Annotated in this window: 24 protein-coding genes; 11 read left to right on the forward strand and 13 right to left on the reverse strand. The window is 55.9% G+C overall.

The annotated features are described in order from the left end of the window. Positions 1-206: 206 nt before the first annotated feature. Both ACEWZM_RS06520 and ACEWZM_RS06525 read right to left on the reverse strand, forming a co-directional pair. Positions 207-1,415 (reverse strand): aminopeptidase P family protein, encoded by a 1,209-nt coding sequence (locus tag ACEWZM_RS06520; protein ID WP_414005665.1) that lies wholly within the window; start codon positions 1,413-1,415, stop codon positions 207-209. A gap of 227 nt (positions 1,416-1,642) precedes the next feature. Beyond that, positions 1,643-2,434, reverse strand: coding sequence for an alpha/beta hydrolase (locus ACEWZM_RS06525; protein ID WP_414005666.1), 792 nt, complete (start codon positions 2,432-2,434; stop codon positions 1,643-1,645). 203 nt (positions 2,435-2,637) lie between these two features. Here ACEWZM_RS06525 and ACEWZM_RS06530 point away from each other — a divergent pair, with 203 nt between their 5' ends. Together ACEWZM_RS06530 and ACEWZM_RS06535 are read left to right on the forward strand one after the other, a co-directional pair. Continuing rightward, entirely contained in the window at positions 2,638-4,113 is a 1,476-nt protein-coding gene (locus ACEWZM_RS06530) for an NAD-dependent succinate-semialdehyde dehydrogenase (protein ID WP_414005667.1), read from the forward strand. Positions 4,114-4,246: 133 nt separating this feature from the next. Continuing rightward, positions 4,247-6,436 carry an esterase-like activity of phytase family protein gene (locus ACEWZM_RS06535; protein WP_414005668.1) on the forward strand — a complete coding sequence of 730 codons (2,190 nt, stop codon included), beginning with the start codon at positions 4,247-4,249 and terminating at the stop codon, positions 6,434-6,436. Positions 6,437-6,547: 111 nt separating this feature from the next. Here the strand turns inward: ACEWZM_RS06535 and ACEWZM_RS06540 are convergent, their stop codons facing one another. The 7 genes from ACEWZM_RS06540 to ACEWZM_RS06570 form a co-directional block, all read right to left on the reverse strand. Further along, positions 6,548-7,006, reverse strand: a complete 459-nt coding sequence (locus tag ACEWZM_RS06540; RefSeq protein WP_414005669.1) for an Hsp20 family protein — start codon at positions 7,004-7,006, stop codon at positions 6,548-6,550. A gap of 133 nt (positions 7,007-7,139) precedes the next feature. Further along, the gene (locus ACEWZM_RS06545; RefSeq protein ID WP_414005670.1) at positions 7,140-7,601 is read right to left on the reverse strand and encodes a trypsin-like serine peptidase; all 462 of its coding nucleotides are present in this window, start codon (positions 7,599-7,601) and stop codon (positions 7,140-7,142) included. 111 nt (positions 7,602-7,712) lie between these two features. Beyond that, a complete protein-coding gene (locus ACEWZM_RS06550; protein ID WP_414005671.1) occupies positions 7,713-7,835 on the reverse strand; it encodes a trypsin-like serine peptidase in 123 nt (40 codons plus the stop codon). A gap of 107 nt (positions 7,836-7,942) precedes the next feature. Then, entirely contained in the window at positions 7,943-8,785 is an 843-nt protein-coding gene (locus ACEWZM_RS06555; RefSeq protein WP_414005672.1) for a trypsin-like serine peptidase, read from the reverse strand. A gap of 125 nt (positions 8,786-8,910) precedes the next feature. Beyond that, positions 8,911-10,245 (reverse strand): glycolate oxidase subunit GlcF, encoded by a 1,335-nt coding sequence (gene glcF / locus ACEWZM_RS06560; protein ID WP_414005673.1) that lies wholly within the window; start codon positions 10,243-10,245, stop codon positions 8,911-8,913. Between the two features lie 3 nt (positions 10,246-10,248). After that, positions 10,249-11,349 carry an FAD-binding protein gene (locus ACEWZM_RS06565; RefSeq protein ID WP_414005674.1) on the reverse strand — a complete coding sequence of 367 codons (1,101 nt, stop codon included), beginning with the start codon at positions 11,347-11,349 and terminating at the stop codon, positions 10,249-10,251. 67 nt (positions 11,350-11,416) lie between these two features. Then, entirely contained in the window at positions 11,417-12,865 is a 1,449-nt protein-coding gene (locus tag ACEWZM_RS06570) for an FAD-linked oxidase C-terminal domain-containing protein (RefSeq protein WP_414005675.1), read from the reverse strand. Positions 12,866-12,956: 91 nt separating this feature from the next. On the opposite strand from ACEWZM_RS06570, the gene ACEWZM_RS06575 reads away from it, so the two are divergent. Further along, a complete protein-coding gene (locus ACEWZM_RS06575; RefSeq protein WP_414005676.1) occupies positions 12,957-13,718 on the forward strand; it encodes a DUF599 domain-containing protein in 762 nt (253 codons plus the stop codon). A 36-nt stretch (positions 13,719-13,754) separates the two neighbouring features. Next, a complete protein-coding gene (locus ACEWZM_RS06580) occupies positions 13,755-14,123 on the forward strand; it encodes a hypothetical protein (protein WP_414005677.1) in 369 nt (122 codons plus the stop codon). Between the two features lie 51 nt (positions 14,124-14,174). Here ACEWZM_RS06580 and rlmH read toward each other — a convergent pair whose 3' ends face one another. The 3 genes from rlmH to ACEWZM_RS06595 all read right to left on the reverse strand — a co-directional run bounded on the left by rlmH (position 14,175) and on the right by ACEWZM_RS06595 (position 16,672). Continuing rightward, positions 14,175-14,645: a 23S rRNA (pseudouridine(1915)-N(3))-methyltransferase RlmH gene (rlmH, locus tag ACEWZM_RS06585; RefSeq protein ID WP_414005678.1), complete on the reverse strand. Its 471-nt coding sequence runs from the start codon at positions 14,643-14,645 to the stop codon at positions 14,175-14,177. A gap of 86 nt (positions 14,646-14,731) precedes the next feature. Continuing rightward, the gene (gene rsfS, locus ACEWZM_RS06590) at positions 14,732-15,100 is read right to left on the reverse strand and encodes a ribosome silencing factor (protein WP_414005679.1); all 369 of its coding nucleotides are present in this window, start codon (positions 15,098-15,100) and stop codon (positions 14,732-14,734) included. Between the two features lie 219 nt (positions 15,101-15,319). After that, on the reverse strand, positions 15,320-16,672 hold the full coding sequence (locus ACEWZM_RS06595; RefSeq protein ID WP_414005680.1) for a mechanosensitive ion channel family protein: 1,353 nt from the start codon (positions 16,670-16,672) through the stop codon (positions 15,320-15,322). Between the two features lie 259 nt (positions 16,673-16,931). Between ACEWZM_RS06595 and ACEWZM_RS06600 the strand changes: the two genes are divergently transcribed. The 3 genes from ACEWZM_RS06600 to leuD are packed head-to-tail and all read left to right on the forward strand — an operon-like array spanning position 16,932 to position 19,105. Next, positions 16,932-17,030 carry an isopropylmalate isomerase gene (locus ACEWZM_RS06600; protein WP_414005681.1) on the forward strand — a complete coding sequence of 33 codons (99 nt, stop codon included), beginning with the start codon at positions 16,932-16,934 and terminating at the stop codon, positions 17,028-17,030. 53 nt (positions 17,031-17,083) lie between these two features. After that, positions 17,084-18,487 (forward strand): 3-isopropylmalate dehydratase large subunit, encoded by a 1,404-nt coding sequence (gene leuC / locus ACEWZM_RS06605; protein WP_414005682.1) that lies wholly within the window; start codon positions 17,084-17,086, stop codon positions 18,485-18,487. Between the two features lie 12 nt (positions 18,488-18,499). Continuing rightward, the gene (gene leuD, locus ACEWZM_RS06610) at positions 18,500-19,105 is read left to right on the forward strand and encodes a 3-isopropylmalate dehydratase small subunit (RefSeq protein WP_414005683.1); all 606 of its coding nucleotides are present in this window, start codon (positions 18,500-18,502) and stop codon (positions 19,103-19,105) included. A 98-nt stretch (positions 19,106-19,203) separates the two neighbouring features. On the opposite strand, the gene ACEWZM_RS06615 is transcribed toward leuD, so the two are convergent. Then, complete coding sequence (locus ACEWZM_RS06615) at positions 19,204-20,181, reverse strand: DUF2332 domain-containing protein (protein WP_414005684.1); 978 nt, start codon at positions 20,179-20,181, stop codon at positions 19,204-19,206. Between the two features lie 378 nt (positions 20,182-20,559). On the opposite strand from ACEWZM_RS06615, the gene ACEWZM_RS06620 reads away from it, so the two are divergent. The 4 genes from ACEWZM_RS06620 to ACEWZM_RS06635 all read left to right on the forward strand — a co-directional run bounded on the left by ACEWZM_RS06620 (position 20,560) and on the right by ACEWZM_RS06635 (position 24,859). Continuing rightward, positions 20,560-21,393, forward strand: a complete 834-nt coding sequence (locus ACEWZM_RS06620) for a hypothetical protein (RefSeq protein WP_414005685.1) — start codon at positions 20,560-20,562, stop codon at positions 21,391-21,393. Next, a complete protein-coding gene (locus ACEWZM_RS06625) occupies positions 21,390-22,445 on the forward strand; it encodes an endonuclease/exonuclease/phosphatase family protein (protein ID WP_414005686.1) in 1,056 nt (351 codons plus the stop codon). The genes ACEWZM_RS06620 and ACEWZM_RS06625 overlap by 4 nt, the downstream gene beginning before the upstream one ends. 134 nt (positions 22,446-22,579) lie before the next feature. Further along, positions 22,580-23,683 carry a 3-isopropylmalate dehydrogenase gene (leuB, locus tag ACEWZM_RS06630; RefSeq protein WP_414005687.1) on the forward strand — a complete coding sequence of 368 codons (1,104 nt, stop codon included), beginning with the start codon at positions 22,580-22,582 and terminating at the stop codon, positions 23,681-23,683. 219 nt (positions 23,684-23,902) lie between these two features. After that, on the forward strand, positions 23,903-24,859 hold the full coding sequence (locus ACEWZM_RS06635; RefSeq protein ID WP_414005688.1) for a DMT family transporter: 957 nt from the start codon (positions 23,903-23,905) through the stop codon (positions 24,857-24,859). Positions 24,860-24,862: the final 3 nt, after the last annotated feature.

Genomic DNA, 24,862 nt, shown 5'->3' on the forward strand with positions numbered 1-24,862 from the left:
ACGCCTGCGCATAAGTCCACCCCTCGAGCCCGCCGTATAGGCTACTATCCGCATACTTCACGTAGGCAGTGACATCTCCAAAAACGAAACGGCACCGTGCAATGCACGGTGCCACGCCCAACTGTGACGGCCTCCCCTTGGGAGGCCACGAGCAGGCGGGAGAACCGCCTGCCCCTAGACATCATCCGTCAAACCAAATTGTTGGCTCAGCCGACGACGTTGAACTCTGGTCCATAGGGGTATTTGGTGATGTTCTCATTGTCGTCTTCGTGGATGATCAGGATATCATGCTCCCGGTAGCCACCGGCACCCGGCTGACCGTCAGCAATTGTCAGCATCGGCTCCATCGAGATCACCATCCCTGGTTCCAGAACCGTGTCTATGTCTTCACGCAGCTCAAGCCCAGCCTCGCGACCATAGTAATGCGACAAAACGCCGAACGAGTGCCCATACCCAAAGGTACGATATTGCAACAAGTCCTGCTCTTCGAAGAACGCATTGATCTGATGGGTAATTTCCGCGCAGCTTGCACCAGGTTTCAAAAGCGATATGCCCAGCTCATGCGCGGCGACATTCGCCTCCCAAATTCGCAGGCTATCGGCATCCACTTCACCGACGAACATTGTACGCTCAAGAGCAGTGTAATAGCCGGAGATCATCGGGAACGTGTTCAACGACAGGATATCTCCGCGTTGCAGGGTCCGACTGGTGACCGGGTTATGCGCCCCATCGGTGTTGATGCCAGACTGGAACCAAACCCAGCTGTCGCGATACTCGGCATCCGGGAAGCGTTTTGCGATTTCCAGTTCCATCGCGTCGCGGCCCGCCATGGCGACATCAACTTCGCGCGCGCCTTCTTTGACCGCATCCCGGATCGCAAAACCGCCAACATCGGCGACAGCAGCACCCGCACGGATCATATCAAGTTCCGCAGCCGATTTGCCCATTCGCTGCACCATGGTCGGCGCATAGAGATCAACTAGGCTCGAAGGCGTCAGGAACGATTCCAGTTTTGCCTTTTGCAGGAGCGTCAGGTGATCGCTTTCGTAGCCTACAATCGCACCTGCGCCGGAGACCGATTTGATCGCGCGCCAGAAGTTATCGCGCTGCCAGTCAGTATAGGTGATGTTGTCACAGAACGACCGGCGCCAAGGCTGACCCGCGTCAATGCCCGCCGATATTGTCACAGCTTCGGAGGCTGTCACGACCAAGCCGTAGGGACGACCGAAGGCGCAATAAGTAAAGCCCGAATAGTATGAGATATTATGCATCGAGGTGAAAACCGCGGCGGTAACGCCAGTCTCGGCCATGATCTTGCGCAACCCGACGATACGCGCCTCATATTCTGAGACAGCGAATTGCAATGGCGCTTTTTCGCCATTGTGGAAACGATACATTTCTGGACGTGAAGTCATAGTTGACCCTTCCTTCTTACGAGAAAGGTCCCGGCGTTCAGGACGATTTTGTGAGTTAGGGCGGCATGTAGATCATGCGGCGACGCCATCGCCTGGCCCTTGGCGCAAACATGGGGCAGAGCCAAAACACTGGCAAGCCTGAAACCTCTCTGGATGGTCCAAAAACGACAGGAACCGCAGTTTTCTGCGGTTCGCTGCCAGTTTATTCCAGAACGATAGAATGTCGCCTACGATGGTCTGACCAAGACTGCGACAAGATCGCTTTCCGGGTCGGCAAGCGGCTCGATCACGTTAAAATGGTGCTTTCCCAACGCAATGACGTGATCTGCGCCCCACGCTTCGGTCAACCAGACCGCCTGATCCAGAAACGCCGGTCGTTCCTCCCCTCCGACCCAGACGGTCACCTCCGCCGGGTAGCGATCTTCCATATCAACAGGGCTTTCTGTGGCTGCGCTCGCAGCATCCAGTTTGAATTTTCCGTTCATTGAGGTGCGCAGCAAGGGCCGCAAATCAGCGAGCGGTGAAATCGGCACCACACTTGCAATCCGCGCACCCACCATATCTGGCAACAAACGCCGATCAAGCATCCGCGCAACCAGATGGCCACCAGCAGAATGTCCCGCCAATGAGATCGGGCCGTTTATCTCTGCCGCGATGGCGGTGATTGCAGCGGCGATCTGTTGCGTGATGTCAGCAATCCGCACATCAGGGCATAAATCATAGGACGGCATAGCAACCGCGTAGCCGTGAGCCAGCGCCCCTACCGCGAGATGCGACCAGCTAGATTTATCAAAGGCTATCCAATAGCCCCCGTGCACAAAAATCATCAGCCCCTTGGCTGTGCCTTCAGGCATGAACAGGTCGTAGCACTCGCGTGCGCCCTCCCCATAAGGCACATCCAGTTTTGAGCGCGCGCGCACCGCATTGCGGAAATCCTCTGCGGACGCCGCCCAGCGCGGCGGATAGCTCTCGGCGTTTTCGATATAGGCACCATTTGAATAGGCGTCGTCGAGCTCCATGCCCAGTCTCCCATGATCTTTACGTTGCGGTTACCTGACAGTCTGACAGGGAGCATGTCAAATGACGTGGTCAAACCTTAGTGGCGGTGATTGGATATAAAGTCATGGAGTAATTTGATCATATTCTGGACTCATCACTCTTTCTGGACTTATCAAGCCACAGCTGATTTGCATGCCCGCAAATGACATACCGGAGGCTCACAATGCTCGACGCAACCACTGATCTGAAATCCCTGCTCACCGATCCAAGCCTGCTGGAGGCGCGCGCCTATATCGGTGGCGGCTTTGTCGACGGGGACCAAGGGACATTTGAGGTAAAGAACCCAGCACGTGGCGATGTGATTGCAAATGTGGCCGATATCAGCCGCTCGCAGGTGGCAGATACAATCGCACAGGCCAGCACAGCACAAAAAGACTGGGCCGCGTGGACTGGAAAAGAACGCGCAAATGTGCTGCGCAGGTGGTTTGATCTGATGATGGAAAATCAGGAAGACCTCGCGGTTATCCTGACCGCCGAGATGGGTAAGCCACTGTCGGAAGCACGGGGTGAAATTGCTTATGGTGCTTCTTTCATTGAATTCTTTGCCGAGGAAGCCAAGCGGATCTACGGTGAAACCATTCCTGGGCATCAGCGTGACAAACGCATTACCGTGATCAAACAGCCTATCGGCATTGCCGCGTCGATCACGCCGTGGAACTTTCCAAATGCGATGATCACCCGTAAGGCTGGCCCAGCGCTGGCTGCGGGCTGTTCCTTTATCGCACGCCCTGCCGAGCTTACGCCTTTGTCCGCAACTGCCTTGGCAGTACTGGCAGACCGCGCAGGTATTCCCGCCGGTGTTTTCAACGTCGTAACCTCTTCCAACGCGTCTGAGACCGGCAAGGAGTTCTGTGAAAACAATGCCGTGCGAAAGCTGACCTTTACCGGGTCTACCGAAGTGGGTCGCATCCTGATGCGACAGGCCGCAGACACGGTCATGAAATGCTCTATGGAACTGGGCGGCAATGCGCCGTTTATCGTGTTTGATGACGCCGATCTGGATGCTGCCGTCGAAGGCGCCATCATGTGCAAGTTCCGCAACAATGGTCAGACCTGCGTCTGTGCCAACAGGATCTATGTTCAGGCTGGTGTTTATGACGCTTTCGCGGAAAAGCTCAAAGACGCAGTCGCCAAAATGACGGTCGGCGATGGATTGGCCGAAGACGTCCAATTCGGCCCGCTGATTAACCAGAAAGCGCTGGAAAAGGTCGAAGCGCATATCGCCGATGCAAAAGACAAGGGCGGCGAGATCATTCTGGGCGGCAATCCATCCGAACTGGGCGGCTCTTTTTTCCAGCCCACCATCATCAAAGGAGCAACACAGGAAATGGTGTTCGCACAGGATGAGACCTTTGGCCCGATGGCGCCGCTGTTCAAATTCGAGACCGAAGACGATGTGATCGAGATGGCAAACGACACCATCTTTGGCCTTGCCTCCTACTTCTACGCTAAGGACCTGAGCCGGGTATACAAAGTGGCAGAGGCATTGGAATACGGCATCGTTGGCGTGAACACAGGCATCATTTCCACCGAAGTTGCCCCCTTCGGCGGCGTCAAACAGTCTGGACTGGGCCGCGAAGGCAGCCATCACGGGATCGAAGACTACCTGGAAATGAAATACATCTGCATGTCCGTATGATAACAGCTGAATGGCTGCGGCAGTCCCACCTGCCGCAGTCGCCACATCACTAAAACTACATCAAAGCGTCACAAAACCTTGATGCAGACCCGTCAGGAGCAAGGCACTCATATAACCAATATTGGAGCTGCCGATGTCCACACGCCTTTTGTGCCTGACCTCTGCTCTCGCGCTGACCGCTGGTATCGCGCAGGCAGAAACATCCTTTAATCGCATTGCATCCTTCCCTGTCGTCCAGAACATGGCAGATGGCGAAGACACCGCACGCGAAAGCTCGCCGGAAATCATCGATGCGACTGCGGATGGCATGACTCTGGTTTACACCGACAGCCCACTTGAATCCTTGGGTCTGATCGACATCACTGACCCATCAAACCCCTTACCCAAAGGCAACATTGCCCTGCCGGGTGAACCAACATCTGTCGCAGTAATTGGCTCCACCGCCTATGTGGGGGTGAATACCTCTGAGAGCTACACCAAGCCCTCCGGCATGTTGAAGGCATTTGATACGATGACCGGGAGCGAAACCGGCTCCTGCGATCTTGGTGGTCAACCAGACTCGGTCGCCAAATCCAAAGACGGCGCGTTTATCTCGGTTGCGATCGAAAATGAGCGCGATGAGGACCTGAACGACGGCCTGATCCCACAGATGCCAGCTGGCAACCTCATCATGATCAACACGACAACGGGCGGCCTCGACTGCGCCTCGATGAAAGTGGTTGGTCTGACCGGACTGGCCGATGTTGCTGGTAGCGACCCCGAACCGGAATATGTCTCGATCAATGGATTGGGTGAAACGGTTGTAACCCTACAGGAAAACAACCACCTCGCCATCGTGTCGAAGGACGGCGAGGTCCTGAACCATTTCTCAGCAGGTGCCGTTGACCTGAACGGGATTGATGCCACTGATGAACGTGGCGCATTGATCTTCACCGAAAGCCAGGATGGTCGTCTGCGTGAGCCCGATGCCGTGACCTGGATCGACGACGAGCACTTTGCCACCGCCAATGAAGGCGACTACGAGGGCGGCTCGCGCGGTTGGACCATCTTCAATAAAAACGGCGCCGTAGTCTATGACAGCGGCACCTCATTCGAGCACGCGATTGTCCAAATTGGCCACTACCCGGACAAACGTTCCGACTCCAAGGGCGTAGAGCCTGAGAGCGTGACCTTCGCTGAATTCAACGGGACTCCCTATGTATTTGTGGGCGCTGAGCGTGCGTCGGTTGTAGGCGTTTATGATGTCAGCGATCTGGCCAGCCCGGTTCTGACACAGCTGCTGCCCTCGGGTGTTGGCCCGGAAGGTTACGCAGTTATCCCGGAGCGTGGTCTATTGGTCTCCGCCAATGAAAAAGACCTGATCGAGGATAAAGGCGCGCGCGCACATGTCATGCTGTTTGAACTGCAAGACGGCACGCCACGCTATCCGCATCTGACGTCTGAGGGCGCAGATGAGCTGATCGGTTGGGGCGCGCTCTCCGGGATGGTCGCGGATGAGGATGGCATGATCTATGCCATCAACGACAGCTTCTATGGCTTTCAGCCTTCGATCTTCAAGATTGATCCAACCCAGACACCTGCCCGCATCGTTGATGTGGTCCGCATCCACCGTCAGGATGGCAACCCCGCGCAGAAACTGGATCTGGAAGGCATCACTCTGGACGGCAAGGGAGGGTTCTACCTCGCCTCTGAAGGGCGCACAGACCGTGTGACCCCCCACGCTATCTACCATGTCAACAAAGACGGGTTGATCAAGGCCAAAAAAGGCGAAATTGGCCTGCCCGCTGAACTGATGTCTGTTGAGAAACGCTTTGGCTTTGAAGGCATCACAAAGATCGGCGATACATTGTGGATGGCCGTTCAGCGCGAATGGAAAGATGATCCAAAGCACCATGTAAAACTGGTAGCTTACAATCTGGAAACCAAGGAATGGGGCGCTGTTCATTACCCCAAAGCAGAACCTGACACCGGCTGGACTGGCCTGTCTGAGATCGTAGCCCATGGCGATCATGTCTATGTCATTGAACGCGACAATCAGCATGATTTCCGTGCTGTAACCAAAAAGATCTACCGCATACCACTGGCCGAGATGCAGCCCGCCACGCTGGGTGAGACGCTACCGGTTGTTAGCAAAGAACTCGTGCGTGATCTGTTGCCTGACCTCACCTCCACTGGCGGCTATGTTCTGGACAAGGTCGAAGGCCTAGCGATCACCGCCGATGGGGAAGGATTCATTGTGACCGACAATGACGGTGTTGATGATGCCTCCGGTGAGACAATGTTCTTCTCAATCGGAGCGGTCGACCAACAGAAGGTCAACTGATCCCACTGACCATTCGACCCCCCGCGCCTATCGAGCATGACAAAACAGCCCCTCGGAACACCGAGGGGCTGCTGCGTTCAGAACTGTCAGATCAGACTAATCGGAGCAGGATCAATTCACCGCCTTTGCGTCCAGACCTGGGGTCTGACCGGTGGCGATCTCGATCCGACGCGGCTTCAACGCCTCGGGAACCTCGCGCTGCAGATCAATGTGAAGCATGCCGTCGGCATGGCTGGCGCCGGTGACACGGACATGATCGGCGAGGGTAAACCGGCGTTCAAACGCACGCGTTGCAATCCCGCGATGCAAATAGGTGCGATCGGCGTCATCTTCGGATCTCTTTGCTGATATAATCAACGCGTTTTCTTTCACCTCAACGCCCAGATCAGCCTCGGAGAAGCCAGCAACGGCGATTGAGATACGGTAAGCATCTGCAGCGGTTTTCTCAATGTTGTAAGGTGGATAGCTTGGCTGCGCGACGTCAGAGCTGAGAGCGCGATCCATAAGGTCGGCAATCTGATCAAAGCCAATAGTGGCACGGTGCAGCGGTGCAAAATCAAAACTACGCATGTGTTATCCTCATCTTCGAGCGATATGATTGGGCCCTCCCGCATGGGACAGACCCTTAAAGCGTCGGGTCCCGATCATCGGCGACCTCAACAGGATTGAGATAAGGATTGATATTGACGGTTCAAGAGGGGTTTCAGCCGCCGGGTCGGACAAATTTTGCACCACGCGCCGATGTTCCGCCACCAACACGGATACGTTTGATCCGCCTATCCTGTGCTGCGACCGGGTTCCGGCGCAGCTGTGCTTTCAATTCGGCCACCCCTTCCGGCAACTTCATACCAAAAGCGACTTGCTCGCCACCATATGTGCGGCCGCCGGAAATCAAAGCCAGAACTCGGCCCCGACCGCCAACCTTGGAAAACACTGGCGCACCCGAGGAGCCAAAGGTCACATTGCAATCGATCATCAAAACGCCACCGCGCTCAGCCATCAAACGACAACGACGTTGCCGGGACAGTGCCTCTGCCCGACCCATGCCATAAGATGTCACCGAGATATCGCTGCCGTAGTCCAGGCCCGAGTGCAGTGCAAACGCACTGGCCTGACCAATGCCGACAGGTTCCGCCAACCGGATGAGAGCAACGTCGTGGCGCATGTTCTTCAGATCGAGCGCCCGATGCGGGCGGTACCCTCTATGTGCTGCAATCTACAAGGCGCGACGTTCCGCAATGGCGACATCACCGCGCAGGCCTGCACGAAACGTGATCTATTCGGCGGCTCGTAGGTTGTTGTTGTGGTCATATACACAATGGGCGGCCGTCAGTACCAGATCAGGCGCAATCAGTGTTCCGGTGCAGAACCCCTGTCCATTCAATTCCAAACGCCCCACAGCTTCTCAACCAAGCAGGTCGTCACGGTCACTAAGACGCCGCAACCCGGTTCCTTGCGACAGCACCTCGCCGGCGCACATCAAGGCGCGGATCGATACAGGCACAGTCATTGTTTGATGAACTTGGCACCGGATGTGCCGCGGCCTTCACCCACTCTCACTCGGCCTACACCCGGTGGCATCTGCCCTCCGACCCTGCTCCCGGTCAGCTGTGCGCGCAGCAGTGTCAGTTCCTCGGCCAATGCCGCACCAAGGGCAACCTGCTGACCGGAAACTTCTGCCTTAGCCGATACCACCGACACGATTTTTGGTCGACCTGCCTCAAACGAGAACACTGGCGCGCCGGAGGATCCGTAATCTACGTCACAAGACATCACCAGCACCCCCTCCTGTCGTGCCATAACCGCGCAGACATCCTGTAGGGAAGGCGCTTCGGACCTGTCATGCGCGTAAGACACTACGCCAATACGCGCGCCCTTCCGCGGGCGGTCATCGGTTTCGAAAGGGGTGACGGTGGTATTTCGAATTGGCCGCTGCAACTGCAAGAGCGCAATGTCATTGCGAACCCGGTCAGTCGAAACCTGGCCATCGTAGATGTACTGTGGGTGGACTACCGCTTGGCGAATGCTGCGATATGCAGATGCGCGACCATTGCGCCAGCCAGCCAGAAATTCAATCGTTTGCGGTGCGATCCGGGATTGGCTGTCGCGATCATAGAGGCAGTGAGCCGCGGTCAGAACCAGATCGGGTGCGATCAACGCGCCAGTGCAAAACCCCTCTCCGTTGACATCCAGCCGCCCGACGGCCTGCCAATCCCGCCCTGCATGGGTGGTTTCAAGCCGCTGCAAACGGCTATCCTCTGCAATGGTATTGGTAGGCAGAGCAATGCAGGACACACCAACCGCCAGCGACAACAGCAGCTGTCTGATCCGTTTTCCTGCGCGCGTCATTATACTGCCCCAAGTCCCAATACTTCACCCAAAGGGTAAGCCGTGCTTGGGGCGAAATTACGGCAGCAAGGCTGAGATTGCACTCTCTATAGGCAGTATCAGCGGCGGTATTCTGCCGATCAATGTCACCGCAGGATTGGGATTTCACCAGCCCGCACCGTGGCTGTCGCTCCGTCGCCGTCGAGCGCACGAGGCTTGGGTCCGCCGGTCGCCCAGTCCAATAGCTCCACCGTATGCAGGATAGGTGTGTTGGTGGCAGAGCCGATCTGCATCATGCACCCAATGTTTCCTGCCGCGATGACATCCGGAGCCTTGGCTTCCAATGTCTTTACTTTTCTCGCCTTCAACTCGGTTGATATCTCGGGCTGCAAAAGGTTGTAGGTCCCCGCCGATCCGCAGCAAAGATGACTGTCTGCAGGCTCTACGACCTTGAAACCCGCACGTTTTAGCAACGACTTTGGGTAGGTCTTAATCTGCTGGCCATGCTGCAAAGAACAGGCGGCGTGATAGGCCACAGTAAGATCCCGCGCGCGCCCATCAGGCAGGTCCAACTGAATCAACAGCTCCGATACATCCATTGCAATGGCTGAGATCCGAGCGGCATCCGCCGCCAGTGGGCCATTGTGGAACATATGCACATAATCCTTGACCGTCGTGCCACAACCCGAGGTGTTGATAACAATCGCATCCAAACCCTGCCCGTCGATCTCAGCCGTCCAGGCACGAATGTTTTTCGCAGCGGTGGCACGGCTCTCCGCCTCGCGTCCCATGTGGTGGGTAAGGGCACCACAACAGCCCGCTCCCTCGGCCACGACAACCTCGCAGCCCAATCTGGTGAGCAAACGAATGGTAGCGTCATTGATATCGGTATTGAGCGCCTTTTGCGCGCATCCGGTCATCAAGGCCACACGCTTCTTTTGCGGCACGCTGGCAGTAAAACTCTGCGGGTCATCATTGCGGCTTACTGGTGGAATGGATTTGGGCACCATATCCAGCATAGCCCGCAGACGGGCATCCGGCATCAAACCTTTGAAAGGCTGCACCAGCTTGGCACCGATCAACGCGAGGCGAAACCGGCTTGGATAGGGCAGAATCCGTGCGAGCAGCCAGCGCAACGCACGATCGCTCCACGGGCGATCGTAATGTTTGTCTATGTAAGCGCGGGCGTGGTCTACCAGATGCATATAATGCACCCCCGACGGGCAGGTGGTCATGCAAGCCAAGCAGCCAAGGCAACGATCAATATGTTTAACGGTTTTCTCGTCGGGCACACGCTGGTTTTCCAGCATGTCCTTGATCAGGTAGATCCGTCCACGCGGGCTGTCCAACTCATCGCCCAAGACCTGATAGGTCGGGCAAGTAGCAGTGCAGAACCCACAATGGACGCAGCTGCGCAGTATCTCATTTGCGCGCTTGGTACCGGGATCGCGCAGTTGCTCTTCGGTAAACGTGGTTTGCATATTCTACCCCATCAGTCCCGGATTGAGAATGCTGCGCGGATCGAACTGCTGGCGTAGCCCTGCAGATATCGCGGCAAGTGCTGCTGGCTGAGGTTGGAACCGACCAAGCTTCGCCATTGTCTCAGTGGAAGCACGTACCAGCGTCGCATGTCCTGGCACAGTCATCCGGGCCCGAAGGTCGGTGCCCTGGGGCACCAGCGCCCAAAGCAACCCACCGCCCCAATCAAACAACAATCCTTCCGCCTCTAGTCTTGGCGCCAGCGCCACCGCATCAGAGGGCTTCACCGATATCCGCCAGACATCCCCCATCCGATCATGGAAGGCAGCAACATCCCGGATGCTCTCCCAAAACGCTGCCCCCTCGCCGAGGCTTACAGTTACCTCGCCAAAGATCGACAATTCCGTCGTGAGCGCCTCCACCCGGTAGCGGACTGACGCATCGAACCCTTCGACCCGGATATGCACAGCTTCCTGATCCAGATCGAAGGCTGCACCCGTCACGTCATATGGCGATCCTAGCGCCTTAGACATAGCCAACACAGCCCGTTCCAGATCTGAAACCTGAACCGTCACAGTCGCACAGGCCTCTGCCTGTGGCAGCACCTTCAGCGAGACCTCGCTCAGCACACCCAACGTGCCGTGAGCACCCGCCATCAATTTTACCAGATCATAGCCCGTCACATTCTTCATTACGCGACCGCCATTGCTCAGAATATCGCCGCGGCCATCAACAAAGCGGACACCCAGCAGAAAATCACGCGCCGCGCCACATTGAATTCGCCGCGGACCAGCGACATTGGCCGCGAACACCCCGCCCATCGTTGGTGCGCCGTCCGTACCCAACAGCCCCCGATGATCCATCGGCTCAAAGGCCAGCCGTTGATTTTCTTCGGCCAATAGTGCCTGCACCTTTTCGACCGGAGTGCCGGCCTCGACAACCAGAGTCAACGCACCAGGCTCGTACAGCGTCACACCTGACAGACCTGCTACAGACAGAGCATCGCCAGCACCCGACACCCCGCGTGTACCACCGCCCTTGATCGCCAATGGACCCTTCGCCCTAGCAATGATCTCGGCCAGTTCGGCCTCGCTCTGAGGAGTCATTCCTTCACCTTTTCAAAATTCTTTGGGGTGCAGAGTGAAGCCCTGCAGTAGGCCCGAAACAGGGCTGTCACGCCGACATCTGCGCCGAAATGCGGCGGCTTTCGGTTGTGGACAACGGAAAAACCTTGGCAGGGTTAAGCAGCCATTTAGGATCAAAGACATCCTTCACCCGCAACTGTGCCTCAATGTCAGCTCGGCCATATTGGTTCAGCATCAGATCACGTTTTTCGATGCCAACGCCATGTTCGCCAGTCAGACAGCCGCCAACGTCTACACAGAGCTTCAGGATCTCGGCTCCAAAGGCCTCGCAAGTTTCCAGATCGCCCGGCTTATTGGCATCAAACAGGATCAGCGGATGCATATTGCCGTCACCGGCATGGAAAACATTCGCCACATCCAACCCAAATTCCTTGCTCATCTCCCCGATGCGTCTCAACACATGAGGCAGAGATGTAACAGGTATCGTACCGTCGAGGCACATATAGTCGTTGATCTGCCCCATTGCGCCAAAGGCAGATTTACGTCCCAACCAGATCCGCGCGGCTTCGTCACTGTCAGCAGCTTCACGCAGTTCAACCGGATTATGCGATTGGGCGATATCTGTGATCAAACGCAGCTGGTGGTCGATTTCTGCATCGCTACCTTCGACTTCAATAATCAACAGCGCCTCGCACATCGGATAGCCCGCCTTAGCAAAGGCCTCGCAAGCCTCGATGCAGGGCCGGTCCATAAACTCGATCGCGACCGGCAACACACCCGCCTTAATGATGTCACTGACACATGCGCCGGCCACCTCATTACTGTCATATCCGATCAAAACAGGCCGGGCGCCTTCGGGTTTGCGCAGGATCCGCAGGGTAGCCTCTGTCACCACACCTAACTGCCCCTCGCTGCCGCAGATAACACCAAGCAGGTCTAGCCCTCCCGCATCCAGATGAGCACCGCCAATCTCGACTACCGTGCCATCCATCATCACCATGGTGGCCCCCATCAGGTTGTTGGTGGTCACCCCATATTTAAGGCAATGCGCCCCTCCGGAATTCATCGCGATGTTACCAGCAATCGCGCAGGCGAGTTGCGACGACGGATCCGGAGCGTAGAAAAACGCCTCCTCCTCCACCGCGCCTGATACGCTTAGATTGGTGCGTCCCGATTGAACTCGAATGATGCGATTGTCGTAGTCGGTCTCGAGAACCTCGTTCATTCGAGCCACACCCAATATTACGCAGTCGGCGGTTGGCAGCGCCCCACCGGCCAACGACGTCCCTGATCCGCGCGGCACCACTGGAACGCCCCCGGCATGGCAAATCCGCAGCACCTCCGAGACCTCTTCTGTGCTGCGAGGCAGCACAACCAACATCGGAGGGCACTTATAGGCCGTCAACGCGTCACATTCATAGGCGCGGGTTTCCGCCGGATCCTGAACCAAGGCATCGTCCGGCAATATAGCAGATAGGCGCGAGACCAAGTCTGCCTTCTGCGCAAGAACGCGCTGATCCGGGACTGGCATTTCCATGGGGCTCTCCTGTGGCTCTTCCGCTTTGGTAAATTAATATTACCAATTTTCACATCTGGCAAGCGTGTTGTTCCCAAGTTAGAGTCTCGGCATGACCCTAGCTGACAGTATCACCCTGTTTTCGCCCGCTGATCTCGCTGCCTGCCTTTTGTTGGTTGTCTGCTGGCTGGGCATCGGTTGGCGCATTGAAAACGCCACCAAGAAACATCCATCGGTCTCTGGCCTTATGGCAGAATTTCGCCATGCCTGGATGATCCAGATGGTACAACGCGACCCCCGGATCTTTGACGCCCAATTGATCTCAAATCTGCGGCAAGGAAGCGCTTTCTTCGCCTCGGCCTCAATGATCGCCATCGGCGGTGGCCTGGCGCTAATTGGGAACACAGATCAATTGGCCGGAGTAGCTCAGGATCTGAGCCTAGGCAGCGCGCCTGCATTTGTCTGGGATGTGAAAATCCTGACGGTCCTGTTGCTGCTGTCGAACGCATTTTTGAAATACGTCTGGGCCCATCGGTTGTTTGGCTATTGCTTTGTCCTGATGGCCGCGGTGCCCAACACCGATGAAGATCCCCGTGCCTATCCACGCGCCCGTCAGGCTGCAGACCTTAGCATCACGGCTGCGCGCAGCTTCAATCGGGCCATGCGCTCCACCTATTTTGCCCTTGCGGCGGTGGCCTGGCTGATCGGATCCTGGGCGCTGATTGCAGCGACTGTCGTTACATTTGCAGTTCTTTATAGGCGGGAATTTGCGTCTCAGTCCCGCAGCATTCTGCAACGTGTTCCTGCCGAGATCACACCGCCTGAGGCAAAGGCAGAACCAGAGACTGTTTCCCCTGTGCACACGCAGTTGTGACATCTACAAGTTTAAGTCTGGATCTATAACTACGGTATGATCAGAATTGCTCCCCTACTTCTTGCAATGTTACTCCCAGCGGCAGTATTGGCAGACGATCCACAAATCATCGAAGCAACCGCGCAGCAAACTGGTGACAGCTGGCGCATCAGCGTCACCTTGGCCCACTCGGATACAGGCTGGGATCACTATGCCGATGGCTGGCGGGTGCTGGATATGGACGGAAATGTGCTGGGTCTGCGCGAACTGGCGCATCCACATGTGGATGAACAGCCATTTACACGATCCCTCGCGGGAATCGCGATCCCCAAGGAGTTAAGCAAGGTGCAGATCCAACCCCGCTGCAACACCGAAGGCTGGGCAGAGAGTGTCTATGTGCTGCCTTTGACCTGCACATCTTGTTGACGTCATAGCAGGTCCACTGCAATCTATGTTCCCTTGCAGCAGCAACAGATCCTAGACCCTATGGTAGGGGCCACCTGCTAGAATTGTGGCGGCGCGATAGACTTGCTCGGCCAAAAGCACCCGCACCAACATATGCGGCCAGACCATTTTTCCCAATGAGATAGAAAAGTCAGCAGCAGCGCGCAGACTGGGATCGATACCATCAGCGCCACCGATCACAAAAGCAACGTCCTGGCGGCCAGTGTCGCGCCAATCGGCCAGCCGCTGTGAGAAATCCGGTGAACTCAGAAGTTTTCCGCGTTCATCCAATGTACAGATGACAGCCCCCTTGGGGATTGCCTTGCGCAAGAGGTCGGCCTCAGCCGCCATACCTGCATTTTTCTTGTCTTCCACTTCAACAATCCGACCGGGACCCAGACCAAGCGCGCGACCCGTGCGGTCAAACCGCTCAAGATAGTCATCAATCAGCTGTTTTTCCGGACTGGCCCGCAGGCGTCCGACCACACAGAAATGAAGTTTCATGAGGACACTTTCGATACAGGCCCGCGCCAGACGCAGAGAGCTATCTGAGCGGGCCGATCTGCTTGGATCTGATCCCGGTCTGCGGATCAGTTCTCGCTCTGAGCCGGTGACGTGCCTGTAGGCAGCCACATCTTTTCAAGCTGATAGAATTCACGCACTTCGGGGCGGAACAAATGAACGATAATATCGCCGGTATCAATCAGCACCCAGTCGCCGGTATCTTTGCCTTCGACTTTGCAGATCATGCCGTAGTCCTGCTTCAGACGGTCAGCCAGTTTTTCAGCCATCGATGCGACCTGACGGGTCGAACGCCCCGAGGCAATAACCATGTGGTCGCCAATAGCTGTTTTGCCGCGCAGGTCAATCTGCACAACATCTTCGGCCTTGTCGTCATTCAGCGAGGAAAGAACACGTGCCAACAGCTCGTCGCTGGTGGGCTGTGATGTGGTAGCCATTACGGCCACTCCGCGGCCAGCATTGTGGGCCGCCTGAGGTTCGGGTGACAGGACATTGTCCTCCTTGTAGCGCGCCGCCGGTCCCCCGGCGCTGGGGATGCTTTAATGTAGCAAGCCAACGGTGGTTTTTCAATAAACCTTGATGGCCGGCCGCTATGCGCCCCGCGCAGGCGTGAAAGCAGCATCAAATGCTGATCAGAGCATTGTAAATCGCCAGCCCTACACCGTCTCTTGGCCCTGGCTCACTCCCATGTCTTGCATCGAAACAGGCAAAGCCTCGTTCAGCACCCTCACTTCTCGCTGGGGAAACGGAATGGAGATTCCTGCGCCTTTGAACGCATCCCAGAGCGCAAGGTAAACATTCCCCCGGATATTGGTCAGCCCGCCGGTCGGATCGCTGATCCAGAAACGCAGCACATAGTCTACGCTGCTGTCACCAAAACCGACGATGTGACAGACCGGCGCGCGATTGCCATCACTGAGGACACGACCAACTGTCTTAGTTGCTTCTATAGCGACCCTGCGCACCTCGTGGGGATCATCGCTGTAACCGGTGCCAAAGTTAAGATCGAGCCGTACGAATCGATCTGAATGGGACCAGTTTACCACCTGGCTGGTGATAAAATCCTCGTTGGGAATCAGATATTCGCGCCCGTCGCGCGTCACCACAGACACGTAGCGCGCGCCAAGCGCATTGATCCAACCAAAGGTCTCGCCCAGAGAAATGACGTCCCCCGGTTTAATCGAGCGATCCATTAGGATGATGATCCCGGAGACGAGATTCGAGACCACTTTTTGCAGGCCAAAACCGATACCAACACCGATCGCACCTGACAAAACCGCCAGTCCGGTAAGGTCAAAACCAATGGCTCGGATACTGAAAACCAATGCCAGACCGTACAGAACCACCTGTACGGCCTTACCCATTAGCACCTGCATCGATGGCGAGATATCTTCGTTTCGGCGTAGTCCGCCGGTGGCCGCCTGCGTCCCTAGCCGTGCCATTGTCAGCAAAATAGCACCCAAAACACAGGCCTTCAGGACCGCCAGCAAAGACAGATGCATCGATCCGATGTTCAATGCTATATCGTCCAGAAACTGTGCAACGTTATCAACGAGATTGAGTGCAACAAGCGTTGCATAGATCCATAGTGACCACGTCACCAGACGGCGGAGTGTCCGATTGTGAACCAGCCGCGCAAGGAACCCGATGATCAGCCAAGCGACGCCCAACGTTGCCGCAACCCCGATCAGGTAACTTCGCGACGGCCAGGTCAATTGCTGCATGAGAACGTAGGTTCCCCAACACATAATTACGAAGTAAATCAAAGTGATACGCCGCAAAATCTGCACCAGAACGCGGAGCCGCCACTTTGGCCAACCGCTGCGCGACCTGGCCCAGAGATCCCAGCCGGGCCGCGTCAAAATCCGCAGAACAAAGGCAACGGCAAAGAGACCGAAGATAATTGCAAGCTGATATTGGCGCCAGCCTGGGGTCAGCGCCAGCTCAAGCACCTGCAGAATCTGATCCCCAAGCGTGGCCACTGTTTCCGGCAGTTCAAGTTCTTCCATAGTGCGCCTCCTGACATCTAAGATGCCGACACCGGGAGCGCATAGACAAGGGGAAGTGATCGCGACATTCGCTAGTTCTGATGTTTTTGCAACGCCCTAGGCCTGCCGACAGCCCCTGCTATCGTCATCGTTATTGTACTGAACGACAGCGCCTAGAAGACAGTTTACATCGTTGCCTAGCCCATTCTGCCTCTCAACTCCACTATTGCGGCCAGAACGAATCTTGATTGCCGCGGCTTAGCGGGGTATCTCAGCCTCCATGACCCTGGTTTTGGCCCATTTCATCGAACTGCAAGATCGCGCCCGCCTGCGCGAACGGTTCTTTGGTGCCGCCCGCACGGTCCTGGCGCGCCTATAAGGCTGCTGCCCAGCCCTTTGCCAGCACACTCCAAAAAACACGGGAGAGGACCTATGTCCCCCAAGACGCTTTACGATAAAATCTGGGATGCGCATGTTGCGCACGAAGCCGAAGACGGCACCTGCCTGCTTTATATTGACCGTCACCTGGTCCACGAAGTGACCTCGCCGCAAGCCTTTGAAGGGTTGCGCATGACTGGTCGCCAGGTGCACGCACCTGACAAAACCATTGCCGTTCCCGATCACAACGTGCCCACCACGCTTGATCGCGCCAAAGGCATCGAGAACGAAGAAAGCCGCATTCAGGTTGATGCGCTGGACAAAAACGCTAAGGAGTTTGGCGTGCACTACTATCCCGTTGATGATGTTCGTCAGGGTATTGTGCACATTGTTGGTCCGGAACAGGGTTGGACACTGCCCGGCATGACGGTTGTCTGCGGCGACAGCCACACAGCCACCCACGGGGCCTTTGGCGCACTGGCGCATGGCATCGGGACCTCCGAAGTGGAACACGTTCTTGCCACCCAGACTCTGATCCAGAAAAAATCTAAGAACATGAAGGTGGAGATCACCGGCAAATTGAAGCCGGGTGTGACTGCCAAGGATATTACGCTTGCAGTGATCGGTGAAACCGGCACCGCCGGCGGCACCGGCTATGTCATCGAATATTGTGGCGAAGCAATCCGTGATCTCTCGATGGAAGGCCGCATGACTGTCTGCAACATGGCTATTGAAGGCGGCGCCCGCGCCGGTCTTATTGCCCCTGACCAGACCACCTACGACTATGTCAAAGGTCGCCCGCATGCTCCTAAGGCTGCACAGTGGGAAGCGGCTCTGAACTGGTGGAAAACGCTGTTCACTGACGAAGGTGCCGATTTTGACAAGATCGTCACGCTAAAAGGTGAAGACATCCAGCCGGTCGTGACATGGGGCACATCGCCCGAGGACGTGTTGCCAATCACCAGCGTTGTGCCGAACCCTGAGGATTTCGAAGGTGGCAAGATTGAAGCGGCGCGCCGCTCGATTGAATACATGGGTCTGGTCCCCGGTCAAAAACTGACCGATATCGAAATCGACACTGTGTTCATCGGCTCATGCACCAACGGCCGCATCGAAGACCTGCGTGCCGTGGCTGACGTCGTGAAGGGCAAGAAGATCAAGGACGGCATGCGAGCAATGATTGTACCCGGTTCAGGCCTGGTGCGTGCACAGGCCGAGGAAGAAGGTCTGGCTGAGATCTTTGCCGACGCTGGTTTTGAATGGCGCCTTGCTGGGTGTTCCATGTGTCTGGCTATGAACCCCGATCAGCTATCTGAAGGCGAGCGCTGTGCCGCCACCTCGAACCGCAACTTTGAGGGGCGTCAAGGTTATAAAGGCCGTACCCATCTGGTGTCGCCTGCAATGGCTGCCGCTGCTGCTTTGACCGGCAAGCTGACTGATATCCGCGAGCTTATGTAAGGATCACGCACAATGGACAAGTTTGAAAAACTCACCGGCGTCGCAGCCCCTATGCCGCTCGTCAATATCGACACCGATATGATCATTCCAAAAGTGTTTCTGAAGTCGATTCAGCGTACCGGCTTTGGCAAAAACCTGTTTGATGAGATGCGCTATAACCGTGACGGCACTGAAATCCCCGATTTCGTGCTAAACAAACCGCAGTATCGCGGTGCTGAAATTCTCGTCGCTGGCGATAACTTTGGCTGTGGCTCATCGCGGGAGCACGCACCTTGGGCAATCAAAGATTTTGGCATCAAATGTGTCGTTTCCACATCCTTTGCCGATATCTTTTTCAACAACTGCTTTAAGAACGGTATCCTGCCGATCGTGCTACCGCAGGAGCAGATTGATCTGTTGATGAAGGACGCGGAAAAGGGTCAAAACGCCCGGATGACTGTGGACTTGGAAGCGCAGGAGATCACCACTTCTGATGGTGAAGTTGTGACGTTTGATGTCGACAGCCACCGCAAGCACTGCCTGCTGAACGGTCTGGATGATATCGGCCTGACAATGGAGAAATCTGCTTCCATCGCCAGCTTTGAAAGCAAAGCGGCACAGGAGCGTCCCTGGGTCTGATCTGCCTGTCGATCGGACATCCCATATCTAGATATGGAAAGCCGCCTTCGGGCGGCTTCTCCTGTATAAGATTCCACTAAAGGAACGCCTTGCTCAGGCTAGGGCGGTACTGTCGTAAGCCAGTCGATTTTCTGACCATGCGGCCCAGTCCAGGCCAATGGGTTACCATTCCTTGTCAGCAGGAACATGTTTTCCTGCAATCGGCCTGCCCCTGCCGCGAGCTGCGGAAAAACGCTCACGCCTTCGTTGCTGATCCAGATCGCCCGACTTTCCAACATCATGCGGGCAAATGTATCCCGCTGGGTTTGATCCGCAATATAAGTCAATACCGCAGTATGAAAGACGACAACGGTCGCATAAGGTGGTGCCTCCGCAATCAACCCCTGCAGATCCCGCATCAGATCCCCAGCCACAATGCGCGGCGGACACGACTGCGCAACTGCAATAGCGGTTCGTAGCCGATCCAGACGCATACTATGCTCTGGCCAGACCAGATGCTCCAGCCAGGTGACATCTGCATTATTGTGCACATCAAGCGGGTTAAGATCCAATCCCATGCGCCAGACGACGTCGGGGTATTTCCACGGTAACGGAGTATTCTGTGAGACCCGACAGGCGATTGTCGGTGCAACAACCTGATCAAGCTGCGGCGGCGACAGCTGATATCTGCCCCAATCGTATGAATATAGATCCGGCAACAGACAGAGCCCCGCTGATGCACCGACCTCGATCAGAGCGATAGGCCCGTCGATCTGAGCAAGCACGGGCAGCAATACTGCACAACGCCCCGGTTCATTTGTCTGTGTCGTCCGGCTCAACATCAATTCTGCTATGGCTCTTGCATGCTCACTAAGCGCAATATCCAAAGCGTCGGAGGAGGTGATATCGCCTACAACACACCGAACCGCAGCAAACAGCAAGTTTGGTTGCTGCCGATCCGGTGGCAACGCTGATAGGAAATTCAGACAGAGCTGCGACCGGGCCACGTGTGTTGCCAGATGTTCATAGATTAGCGACTGACCCGCCGCCTCCAGCTGAGCGAATCTAAGGTAGCGTGTTGCAATCTCAGTTGTCATTTGTGCCCTGTCCAACCAAGCCAGCCGTTCTGTGATCCGTAACATTGTCTGGGCTGGCGACCCCATTTAATGAGCGATTCTACTACCCCTGACAGCCCGCCCATCCACAACATCTAGTACAACACCCCGTAAGCCATTGTTTTTAATCACTCTCAAAACATTCCACTGATGCAAACCGGCACCACCCCGACACCCAAAACATGCGAAAATCTACCAAATCCACACAGCAAACTTGAGCAACATCTCGCTGACAGGCACAAATGGGGCGGAAATGAGGCAGCGCCCGGAAGAGACATTTCGCTAAGAAATGCACCGGGCATCAAGTTGGAACAACGGCACGGCAATGCACCGGCCAGTCCAGTTTGAAGGGAATAGGGCGTGATAACACGGATTACAGGCGCGGCCATCCGCGGCATCGTTGTTGCATTGCTGATTGCAATGCCATCGCTGTTGTTACCGGATTCGGCGACCAGATCACCTGAGGTGATTGCTTTGCTTGCTATTCTTGCGGCAGCTTTGACCTTTGCCGAGTATTTCTCCAGCTACCCCAGTTTTGTCGAGTTTCGCGAAGCCCCACCGCTGAACCGGATGAGGTTTATTGCTTTGTTTCTAATGGTCATTCTTGTCAGTCTGCTGGCCCGCCACCCGATAGAGCCCACGGCATTGACCGCACTGGTTCACAGCCTTGCCTTTTCGCTGGGAGAGGTCATGAACTTTGCCTTTTCCCCGATACAACTGACTGGTTTGATGATGCCTGCGCAAACAGCACCGGATCTCGTTGCTCAGGTGATGGCGGCTGCGGCGTTGACTTATGTTATAGCACTGGGTGCGATTGCAGGGTTTGTGCTGGCTATCAGGTTTCGAGACTGGCCACTTGGCAATGGCCCGTTCAATGTCTGGACCAACCTGCCGCTCTTTGATCCGACAACCGGGGGCGATGTCGTTGAACGTCTACAAAGGGATGCATGCATCAACATCATTGGTGGCGTTCTTTTACCCTTTGCCATTCCGGCAGTGGTAAAACTAGCCGCTGGAATGATTGATCCCGGCCTTCTTTCAGCCCCGCAAACATTGGTTTGGGTCATCTCGGCTTGGGCCTTTGTGCCTGCCTCCATGATCATGCGCGGTCTGGCCATGCTAAGAATATCCGATCTGATAGCCCAGAAGCGCCGTGCGGCCTATGCCAACGCCGAGGCCTTGCAAACCGCATGAGGAAGCTGCTGGCAGTCATAGCGGCTGCCCTCCTTCCATTGATCTGCTTTGCCGATGCCAAAAGCACCAAGCCACTGCGGATTGCCAGTTTCAACACCGAACTCTCGCGCAAGGGGCCGGGCCTTTTGCTGCGAGATCTGCATCGTGGAAACGATCCGCAAATCGTCGCTATTCTGGACGTACTCACCCAGGCAAATGCGGACATAGTCGTTCTGCAAGGTGTCGATTGGGATAACGATAACCGTGCCATTACCGAACTGCGTAACCAACTGGTAAAACGACTGACGCGCTACTCTTACATCTATGCAGCGCAACCTAATACAGGGTTGCCAACCGGGTTGGACATGGATGGGGACAAACGGCGTGGCAGCGCACGCGATGCGCAAGGCTATGGGCATTTCACCGGTCAGGATGGTATGGCGATCCTATCGCGATTTCCGATCCTATTCGCAGAAATACGCAATTTTTCAGATCTGCACTGGAAAGACCTTCCCGGTGCTGTCTTACCAGAACATCCTGATGGTGAGCCGTTCCCCAGCCGGGAGGCCCAGGCCATTCAACGCCTGTCCACAACCGGACATTGGGTGGTTCCCATCCTCATCCCCGATGGCACTCGCCTTACTGTATTGGCCTTTCAGGCAACCCCGCCGCTATTCGACGGACCTGAGGATCGCAACGGGCTACGCAACCGCGATGAGATCCGTCTGTGGCAGCTGCTACTGGATGGCGCTTTAGGTCCCGCACCACACTCCCCCTGGGTCATTGCCGGGGGCGCAAACCTCGATCCTGATCGAGGTGCGGGAATGCGACAGGCGATTAGAGACCTGCTAACAGATCCCAGATTGCAGAATACAATACCTCACGATCCGACAGGATCTGTAGCGACCGTCGATTGGGGCGAATCCCGGCGAATGCGTGTGGATTATCTCCTACCTTCGGTGGATGTTTCCGTGCAGGATTCCGGTGTTCTTTGGCCTAAATCGATTGGATCAGAGGCACGCCCTGCAAGCCGTCACGCTCTGATTTGGGTCGATCTCTTAATTACGCCCTGACTTCTTCATTTTGAATGACCCAAAATGCAGGAAACACCCATAAAAAAGCTCTTTCACGCAATCGGCGCTGCGAACATTGACCAATAGCCAATGTGCCGTTACCCCCGGCTTAAGCGATTTCAAGGAGTACCCGCATGTCCAACCCATCGATTTTGATTCTCCCCGGTGACGGGATCGGCCCTGAGGTCATGGCGGAGGTCCGCAAGGTCATCGGCTGGTATGGCGAAAAGCGCGACCTACAGTTCGATGTAAGCGAAGATTTAGTCGGTGGCGCCGCATATGATGCGCATGGCGCACCGGTATCGGATGAGACAATGGCCAAGGCCCAAGAGGTTGATGCCGTGCTGCTGGGAGCAGTTGGCGGACCGAAATATGATGACCTCGATTTCTCCGTAAAACCGGAACGTGGCCTTTTGCGCTTGCGCAAGGAAATGGACCTTTACGCCAACCTGCGCCCGGCACAGTGCTTTGACGCGCTTGCCGATTTCTCTTCGCTGAAAAAGGACATCGTTGCCGGTCTTGATATCGTGATTGTGCGCGAACTGACCTCCGGCGTTTACTTTGGCGAGCCGCGCGGCATTTTCGAAGAGGGAAATGAGCGCGTCGGTATTAACACTCAGCGCTACACAGAAAGCGAAATTGAACGCGCCGCTCGATCCGCGTTTGAGCTGGCGATGCGTCGGAACAAAAAACTCTGCTCGATGGAAAAAGCCAACGTGATGGAATCCGGTATTCTATGGCGCGAGGTCACAACCCGCGTGTCCGCCGATTATCCCGAGGTTGAGCTGTCCCATATGTACGCCGACAATGGCGCTATGCAGCTGGTGCGTGCCCCCAAACAGTTCGACGTCATCCTGACCGACAACCTGTTTGGTGACATTCTGTCCGATTGTGCGGCGATGCTTACTGGTTCGCTGGGCATGCTGCCCTCTGCTTCCTTGGGCGCACCGATGGCTAATGGCCGCCCCAAAGCCCTCTATGAGCCTGTACATGGCTCCGCACCCGATATCGCAGGCCAAGGCAAAGCGAACCCCATCGCCTGTATCCTCAGCTTTGCGATGGCTCTGCGCTATAGCTTTGATCAAAGCGCCGAAGCAGACCGCTTGGAAGCAGCCGTCGAGAAAGTTCTGGCAGATGGTCATCGCACCGGCGATCTTCTGGGCGAAGAAGGCGTCTCGCCGATCGGCACCTCCCAAATGGGCGATGTGATCATCGCCGCGCTCGACGCCAGCCTCTAACGCTGCCTTCACGACATCACCGCACGAGGGCCATATCAGGCCCTCGTCACACTATGGGTTAGCTCCCCGCTTGCATCTTGCAATCAAACTTCCCAGCATGGGTTCGTGCAAAGAATAGAGAGCAAGCCTGATGCATCTGTTTTTGGTATATTCACATCCATGTTAGCGCTATAGTCACAAGTGACCCGCCGCTATTCTTGCGCTCTGCCGGATTGTCTCATGAACATAAAAGCCGCTCTGCTCGCCCTATTGGCCTATGCGATCTTTTCAACCCACGACGTGGTGGTAAAAGTTCTTGGGGCCGATGTTTCACCAATTCAGTTGGTCTTCTTCAGCAGCCTTCTTTCATTCCCACTGCTGGTGTTGATGCTGATCAAAGATGTGACCCCTGGCCACCTCAGACCGGTTCATCCTTGGTGGATGGCCGCGCGGTCAGCAACCTTGGCTGTTGTCCCCGCCAGTGCCTTTTATGCGTTCTCTGAACTGCCATTGGCCGAAACCTATGCACTGCTATTTGCCACGCCTTTACTGATCACTTTGTTGTCGATACCGATCCTTGGCGAACGCGTTGGTCTACCGCGGTTTGCTGCCGTTGTGGTTGGGTTCATCGGTGTAATGGTGGTCTTGCGACCCGGCGCAACCAGTTTCGGCCTAGGCCACGGTGCAGCGCTTTTTGCCTCTCTGTGCGCGGCCTTTCAATCGGTCGTACTACGCAAAATCAGCGCAGATGAACGCCGTGTGGTGCTGATGATTTATCCGATGCTGATGACCTTTATCGTTATGGGGCTAGCCCTGCCCCTGGTCTATGTGCCCATGGAAGGTGTGATGTTTAGCGGTATCGCGATCGTGGCCCTATTTGGCTTTTGTGCGACCTTGCTAACAGTCAGCGCATATACCATCGGCGAAGCCGCTATTGTCGCTCCCATGCAATATTCACAGATCATCTGGGCAACCATTTTCAGCGTGTTTCTGTTTAACGAGAAGGTCGATTTCATGACCTTGGTCGGGGCTGCGATTATCATCGCCAGTGGCATTTTCATTGTCCTGCGCGAGGCCTTTGGCGGAGGTTCTGACAACACCCCCGTACTGCGCACTCGGACACGCGGGTATACTGCTGGTGGCACCAATGTTTCGCTCATTCTGAGGCGCCAACCCCCTGAAAATCAGGCAGAATAGGGC

It is taken from the genome of Phaeobacter cretensis (genome assembly GCF_047372505.1).
Classification (GTDB): domain Bacteria; phylum Pseudomonadota; class Alphaproteobacteria; order Rhodobacterales; family Rhodobacteraceae; genus Phaeobacter; species Phaeobacter cretensis.

Coding starts and splice junctions, on each gene's coding strand:
- ACEWZM_RS06520 (WP_414005665.1), bottom strand. CDS start 1,415: ATGACTTCACGTCCAGAAATGTATCGTTTCCACAATGGCGAAAAAGCG.
- ACEWZM_RS06525 (WP_414005666.1), bottom strand. CDS start 2,434: ATGGAGCTCGACGACGCCTATTCAAATGGTGCCTATATCGAAAACGCC.
- ACEWZM_RS06530 (WP_414005667.1), top strand. CDS start 2,638: ATGCTCGACGCAACCACTGATCTGAAATCCCTGCTCACCGATCCAAGC.
- ACEWZM_RS06535 (WP_414005668.1), top strand. CDS start 4,247: ATGTCCACACGCCTTTTGTGCCTGACCTCTGCTCTCGCGCTGACCGCT.
- ACEWZM_RS06540 (WP_414005669.1), bottom strand. CDS start 7,006: ATGCGTAGTTTTGATTTTGCACCGCTGCACCGTGCCACTATTGGCTTT.
- ACEWZM_RS06545 (WP_414005670.1), bottom strand. CDS start 7,601: ATGCGCCACGACGTTGCTCTCATCCGGTTGGCGGAACCTGTCGGCATT.
- ACEWZM_RS06555 (WP_414005672.1), bottom strand. CDS start 8,785: ATGACGCGCGCAGGAAAACGGATCAGACAGCTGCTGTTGTCGCTGGCG.
- glcF (WP_414005673.1), bottom strand. CDS start 10,245: ATGCAAACCACGTTTACCGAAGAGCAACTGCGCGATCCCGGTACCAAG.
- ACEWZM_RS06565 (WP_414005674.1), bottom strand. CDS start 11,349: ATGACTCCTCAGAGCGAGGCCGAACTGGCCGAGATCATTGCTAGGGCG.
- ACEWZM_RS06570 (WP_414005675.1), bottom strand. CDS start 12,865: ATGGAAATGCCAGTCCCGGATCAGCGCGTTCTTGCGCAGAAGGCAGAC.
- ACEWZM_RS06575 (WP_414005676.1), top strand. CDS start 12,957: ATGACCCTAGCTGACAGTATCACCCTGTTTTCGCCCGCTGATCTCGCT.
- ACEWZM_RS06580 (WP_414005677.1), top strand. CDS start 13,755: ATGATCAGAATTGCTCCCCTACTTCTTGCAATGTTACTCCCAGCGGCA.
- rlmH (WP_414005678.1), bottom strand. CDS start 14,645: ATGAAACTTCATTTCTGTGTGGTCGGACGCCTGCGGGCCAGTCCGGAA.
- rsfS (WP_414005679.1), bottom strand. CDS start 15,100: ATGGCTACCACATCACAGCCCACCAGCGACGAGCTGTTGGCACGTGTT.
- ACEWZM_RS06595 (WP_414005680.1), bottom strand. CDS start 16,672: ATGGAAGAACTTGAACTGCCGGAAACAGTGGCCACGCTTGGGGATCAG.
- ACEWZM_RS06600 (WP_414005681.1), top strand. CDS start 16,932: ATGACCCTGGTTTTGGCCCATTTCATCGAACTGCAAGATCGCGCCCGC.
- leuC (WP_414005682.1), top strand. CDS start 17,084: ATGTCCCCCAAGACGCTTTACGATAAAATCTGGGATGCGCATGTTGCG.
- leuD (WP_414005683.1), top strand. CDS start 18,500: ATGGACAAGTTTGAAAAACTCACCGGCGTCGCAGCCCCTATGCCGCTC.
- ACEWZM_RS06615 (WP_414005684.1), bottom strand. CDS start 20,181: ATGACAACTGAGATTGCAACACGCTACCTTAGATTCGCTCAGCTGGAG.
- ACEWZM_RS06625 (WP_414005686.1), top strand. CDS start 21,390: ATGAGGAAGCTGCTGGCAGTCATAGCGGCTGCCCTCCTTCCATTGATC.
- leuB (WP_414005687.1), top strand. CDS start 22,580: ATGTCCAACCCATCGATTTTGATTCTCCCCGGTGACGGGATCGGCCCT.
- ACEWZM_RS06635 (WP_414005688.1), top strand. CDS start 23,903: ATGAACATAAAAGCCGCTCTGCTCGCCCTATTGGCCTATGCGATCTTT.